This is a genomic window from Escherichia sp. XD33 (assembly GCF_019375075.1).
Classification (GTDB): domain Bacteria; phylum Pseudomonadota; class Gammaproteobacteria; order Enterobacterales; family Enterobacteriaceae; genus Enterobacter; species Enterobacter flexneri_A.
Genome location: NZ_JAENDM010000113.1, coordinates 1 through 4,458, shown reverse-complemented (window position 1 = coordinate 4,458; position 4,458 = coordinate 1). Strand labels below are relative to the sequence as shown.

The 4,458-nt window shown below is 50.4% G+C and carries 7 protein-coding genes; all 7 read left to right on the top strand.

Features of this window, described 5'->3' with window-relative positions; genetic code table 11:
• The coding region (locus K0778_RS24935) for a TraU family protein (RefSeq protein WP_153449154.1) at positions 1-267 on the top strand (267 nt) is incomplete at its 5' end.
• 26 nt (positions 268-293) lie between these two features.
• Positions 294-602 carry a hypothetical protein gene (locus K0778_RS24930; RefSeq protein WP_000412447.1) on the top strand — a complete coding sequence of 103 codons (309 nt, stop codon included), beginning with the start codon at positions 294-296 and terminating at the stop codon, positions 600-602.
• A 62-nt stretch (positions 603-664) separates the two neighbouring features.
• On the top strand, positions 665-1,186 hold the full coding sequence (locus K0778_RS24925; RefSeq protein ID WP_015059014.1) for a hypothetical protein: 522 nt from the start codon (positions 665-667) through the stop codon (positions 1,184-1,186).
• A 26-nt stretch (positions 1,187-1,212) separates the two neighbouring features.
• Entirely contained in the window at positions 1,213-1,851 is a 639-nt protein-coding gene (gene trbC, locus K0778_RS24920; RefSeq protein ID WP_000087532.1) for a type-F conjugative transfer system pilin assembly protein TrbC, read from the top strand.
• Positions 1,848-2,219 carry a hypothetical protein gene (locus K0778_RS24915; protein WP_000056336.1) on the top strand — a complete coding sequence of 124 codons (372 nt, stop codon included), beginning with the start codon at positions 1,848-1,850 and terminating at the stop codon, positions 2,217-2,219. Before trbC ends, K0778_RS24915 begins: the two co-directional genes overlap by 4 nt.
• A gap of 25 nt (positions 2,220-2,244) precedes the next feature.
• Positions 2,245-2,667, top strand: coding sequence for an HNH endonuclease (locus tag K0778_RS24910; RefSeq protein ID WP_001229309.1), 423 nt, complete (start codon positions 2,245-2,247; stop codon positions 2,665-2,667).
• Positions 2,664-4,458 (top strand): type-F conjugative transfer system mating-pair stabilization protein TraN (gene traN / locus K0778_RS24905; protein WP_153449153.1); only part of this gene is annotated, 1,795 nt, incomplete at its 3' end. The genes K0778_RS24910 and traN, both read left to right, overlap by 4 nt.

Here is a 4,458-nt window from a genome sequence, read left to right as displayed (position 1 = left end):
AGTGAACGCATGGCGTTCAAGCTGCACCGTCAGGGCATGATTATGGAAACCATCGGGAAAAATAACGCCGTCTGTAATGAATATCCGTCCCCAATCCTGCCCAAAGAACGCTGGCGTTATCAGATGGTGAATATGTATCCGGACAGCGGACAGTGCCACCCGTTCGGGCGCAGTGTGATGCGCTGGGAGACGGGAAAAAATCCGCCCAACACAAAGAAAAACTTCGGCTACCTGATGTGGCGTAAACGTAACTGTGTATTTCTGTAACTTAAACAAAAAGAGGAATATTTTAAATGGAAAAGAAATTAAGCAGTAAATACATTCATATGTATATGAGTATATCCCGAGTGTTCATTCGTTTGACAGGAAATGTATTAAAACTGTTTCCTTTTGCTATGGTGATATGCCCTGTGGTGTGGTTTTATCTTTGCCCTGAACATATTATCTCAGACATTGTTAACGACTGGCAGGATGCAGATACACTGGAAAAAATACTGCTTGTCAAACTGTATCTGAAGACGGTTCTTATTCTGACAGTGGTAAGCGTTGTTGTCTTGTATCTTTCGTCAGATAAGTTTATGCCTGTTAAACGCAGGAAATGAGTCTGGTGGTTCTCATAAATATAACTGTGTGTGCATGTGTACAATATAAGTAAAGGTGCGTTATGGGATTTTTCTCGTTTTTACGAAAGATAAGTAATAAAGAAAAAGGGGTGGTTATCTATGAGAAGCAGTGGTTCTCACTGCTGGAAAAGGTGAGTGCTTTTGATGAGGTCAGACAATGGGCTGAAAGTAATGGTGGAGCATATTATCCTCTGCTGGAGTGTCGTCGGCTTACAGACAGTGAAAATGTCAGGAAATCAGAGGATATACTGAACCGACTGGAGTTTATTGACAGAAGATTTCGGGAATTCATCAGCATTATGTCTGAACATATTAATAATGATAAAACTAAATCCATGTGGGAGAGGGAATTGTCTGAATATCCACCGGAAAAAATATACCAGGTCCGGAGAGAGGGAGAACATCTGTCATTAAAAAATTATGGTGATGATATTACTCTGAACAGAGATACCGCCGTGGCTACGGTGCAGATTACTGTCAGCAGAAAATGCATTACTCAGGAAGAAATGGATGAATTATATGCATTGTCTGAGAGACTGAAAGAAAAGTGCGCCGGTAATTAAATTATATCACTGTGCCGGGAGATGATATGAGCCGGAAAATATTTGAACTTTTTGCCCTGACAGCAGGACTGTTTATTTCTGCCCACGCTTCGGAAAATGTGAATACACCCGAAAACCGCCAGTTCCTGAAGCAGCAGGAAACACTGAGTCAGCAGTTACGTGAAAAACCGGACACACAGCTGCAGGCATGGGCAGAACAGCAGGTCAGGGCGAATCCCCTTCAGCATTCCGATAACCAGTTTCTCGATGAACTGGTCCGTAAACAGCAGGCTGCTCAGAAGGATAAACCACAGCAGGGTGCCGTGTATTTTGTGTCGTTTTCCATACCCGAAGAGGGGCTGAAACGGATGCTGGGAGAAACCCGGCACTACGGTATTCCGGCCACACTGCGGGGTATGGTGAACAACGACCTGAAAGCCACGGCTGAAGCAGTGCTGTCTCTGGTGAAAGACGGTGCGACCGATGGTGTTCAGATTGACCCGACGCTGTTTTCACAGTACGGCATTCGCAGCGTGCCGGCTCTGGTGGTGTTCTGCAGCCAGGGGCACGACATCATCCGGGGAAATCTGCGCGTCAGACAGGCGCTGGAGAAAGTGGCCGCCACAGGAGACTGCCGGCAGGTGGCTCAGGGACTGCTGGACGGCACCGGGGATAAGTCGCAATGAGTTTACCTGCAGGCTATTACCGGATTGACCCGGACATCCGTGCACTGGTGGCCGCGATGAACGTTCACGGATTTCGTACATATGCGTCCTGTCAGGGGCATGGTTTCCCTGTTACAAAGCTGCCGCCTTATATCGCCTTTGCCTGTCCGGTAAAAATGGCTGCCCTTCTGGAGCAGCGACTGCGGCAGGATGCTGAATCAGCAATACCACGTCTGACATGGGGATGGTCGGTGAAGGGGACTTTTAACAGTGATTTTCAGCTTTGCTTCCGGCTTCAGCCTGAAGGCCCTCATCACTGGTATCACCGGTACTGTCGCCGCTCACTGCGTGCAGACTTCAGGACGCTGGTCCGATTAGTGAATCCGTAAATCTGTTCCCGTTAAGGAGGCATTGATGGCGCTGACAAAGAAACAGCGGGAAAAACTGCGTATGAAATTCGGTGGCCGTTGTGCGTACTGCGGCTGTGAACTGCCGGAGAAAGGATGGCATGCCGACCATGTTCAGGCGGTGCTCCGCAAGTCAGAGCAGTGCATGAAGGCTGCAGAAAAGCGCATTTTCAGGCTGAAATCCACCGGTGATGTTTTCAGACCGGAGGCCGACTGTCCGGAAAACCTCGTCCCGGCCTGTGCGCCGTGCAACCTGCTGAAAACAACATATTCGCTGGAGATGTTCAGAACGCAGGTGTCCCTGCAGGTTGAACGGGGGCGAAGAAGCAGCGTGAATTTCAGGACCGCAGAACGGTTCGGGCTGATTCAGGTGGTGAACAAACCAGTCGTGTTCTGGTTTGAGCAATATCAGAGGGAGAGTGAGGTATGAAACGTCTTCTGCCATTGCTGCTGGGGCTGGCAGTCAGTGTGGCACAGGCTGACAGCAACAGTGATTACCGGGCGGGTTCTGATTTTGCCCGTCAGATTCAGGGGCAGGGTACAGGCAGTATTCAGGGCTTTAAGCCACAGGAGAGTATCCCCGGCTATAACGCTAATCCGGACGAGACAAAATATTACGGTGGTGTGACTGCTGGCGGGGATGGCGGCCTGAAAAATGACGGCACCACGGAATGGGCGACCGGTGAAACCGGAAAAACTATCACAGAGTCATTCATGAACAAGCCGAAAGACATTCTGTCACCGGATGCACCGTTCATTCAGACCGGCAGGGATGTGGTGAACAGGGCTGACAGCATTGTAGGAAACACAGGCCAGCAGTGTAGTGCACAGCAGATAAACCGCAGTGAATTTACAAACTATACCTGTGAACGGGACACGATGGTGGAGGAGTTCTGCACACGGACTGCCAGGATCACCGGAGACTGGAAATACACGGATGAATATCGTGAGGTGACGATACCGCACTCACAGTTCCGGTTCAGTATGAACGGGCTGAAACTGGTGTTCAGTGTCACGGCTCCGGTAACCGGTACAGTGGAAAGTGCATCATTGTCTGTATACGCCGCTTTTTTCTTCCTGAATTCTCGTTATACCTTCATGAATTCAACGTTCAATGTTGGCCTGGTAAACGGGCAGTCGGGTACTTTCCCCTTGTCCGGGGCGACAGGTTTGCAGGTGACACAGGGGCAGGTACTGACCGGCAGTGGCTGTACTGCTAACGGTAACTGTCTTTCTGGCGGGAACGGTGACCGACAGGTTTATGAGAAACTAGCCAGCGGCGCGTCCACCTTTACGCTGAAACTCAGGATGAAGGTCCGTGATAAAGAATGGGTTCCACGGGTGGAGTGGGTGGAGAGTTGTCCGTTTAATAAAGCGGATGGCGTGCTGAAAGGTACTGAGTGTTCAGAGCCGGGTGGTACGAAAACCGGAGTGATGGAAGGTAAACCCTGGAGCATCACACAGGCATGCTGGGCATACCGGGATAAATATGTCACTCAGTCCGCAGATAACGGCACCTGTCAGAAATATGTCGATAATCCGGCCTGTACGCTGGCCTCACGTCAGTGCGCGTTTTATTCCGATGAGGGAACCTGTCTGCATGAGTATGCCACGTATTCCTGCGAGTCAAAAACATCAGGAAAAGTGATGGTCTGTGGTGGTGATGTCTTCTGCCTTGACGGTGAATGCGATAAGGCACAGAGCGGAAAAAGCAGTGATTTTGGTGAGGCAGTATCACAGCTGGCTGCGCTTGCCGCCGCAGGTAAGGATGTTGCCGCCCTGAATGGTGTGGATGTCAGGGCTTTCACGGGCGAGGCGAAATTCTGCCGTAAGGCCGCAGCCGGCTTCAGTAACTGCTGTAAGGATGGTGGCTGGGGTCAGGATGTGGGGCTGGCGAAGTGCAACAGTGAAGAAAAGGCACTGGGAAAGGCAAAGGACAACAAACTGACGGTGAGTGTGGGCGAGTTCTGTTCGAAAAAGGTGCTGGGCGTCTGCCTGCAGAAAAAGCGCAGCTACTGCCAGTTTGATTCGAAGCTGGCGCAGATAGTCCAGCAGCAGGGGCGTAACGGGCAGTTGCGTATCGGGTTTGGCAGCGCCAAAAGTCCTGACTGTCGGGGGATTACGGTTGATGAGCTGCAGAAAATTCAGTTCGACAGACTGGATTTCACTAACTTCTACGAAGACCTGATGAATAACCAGAAAATCCCGGACAGTGGCGTTC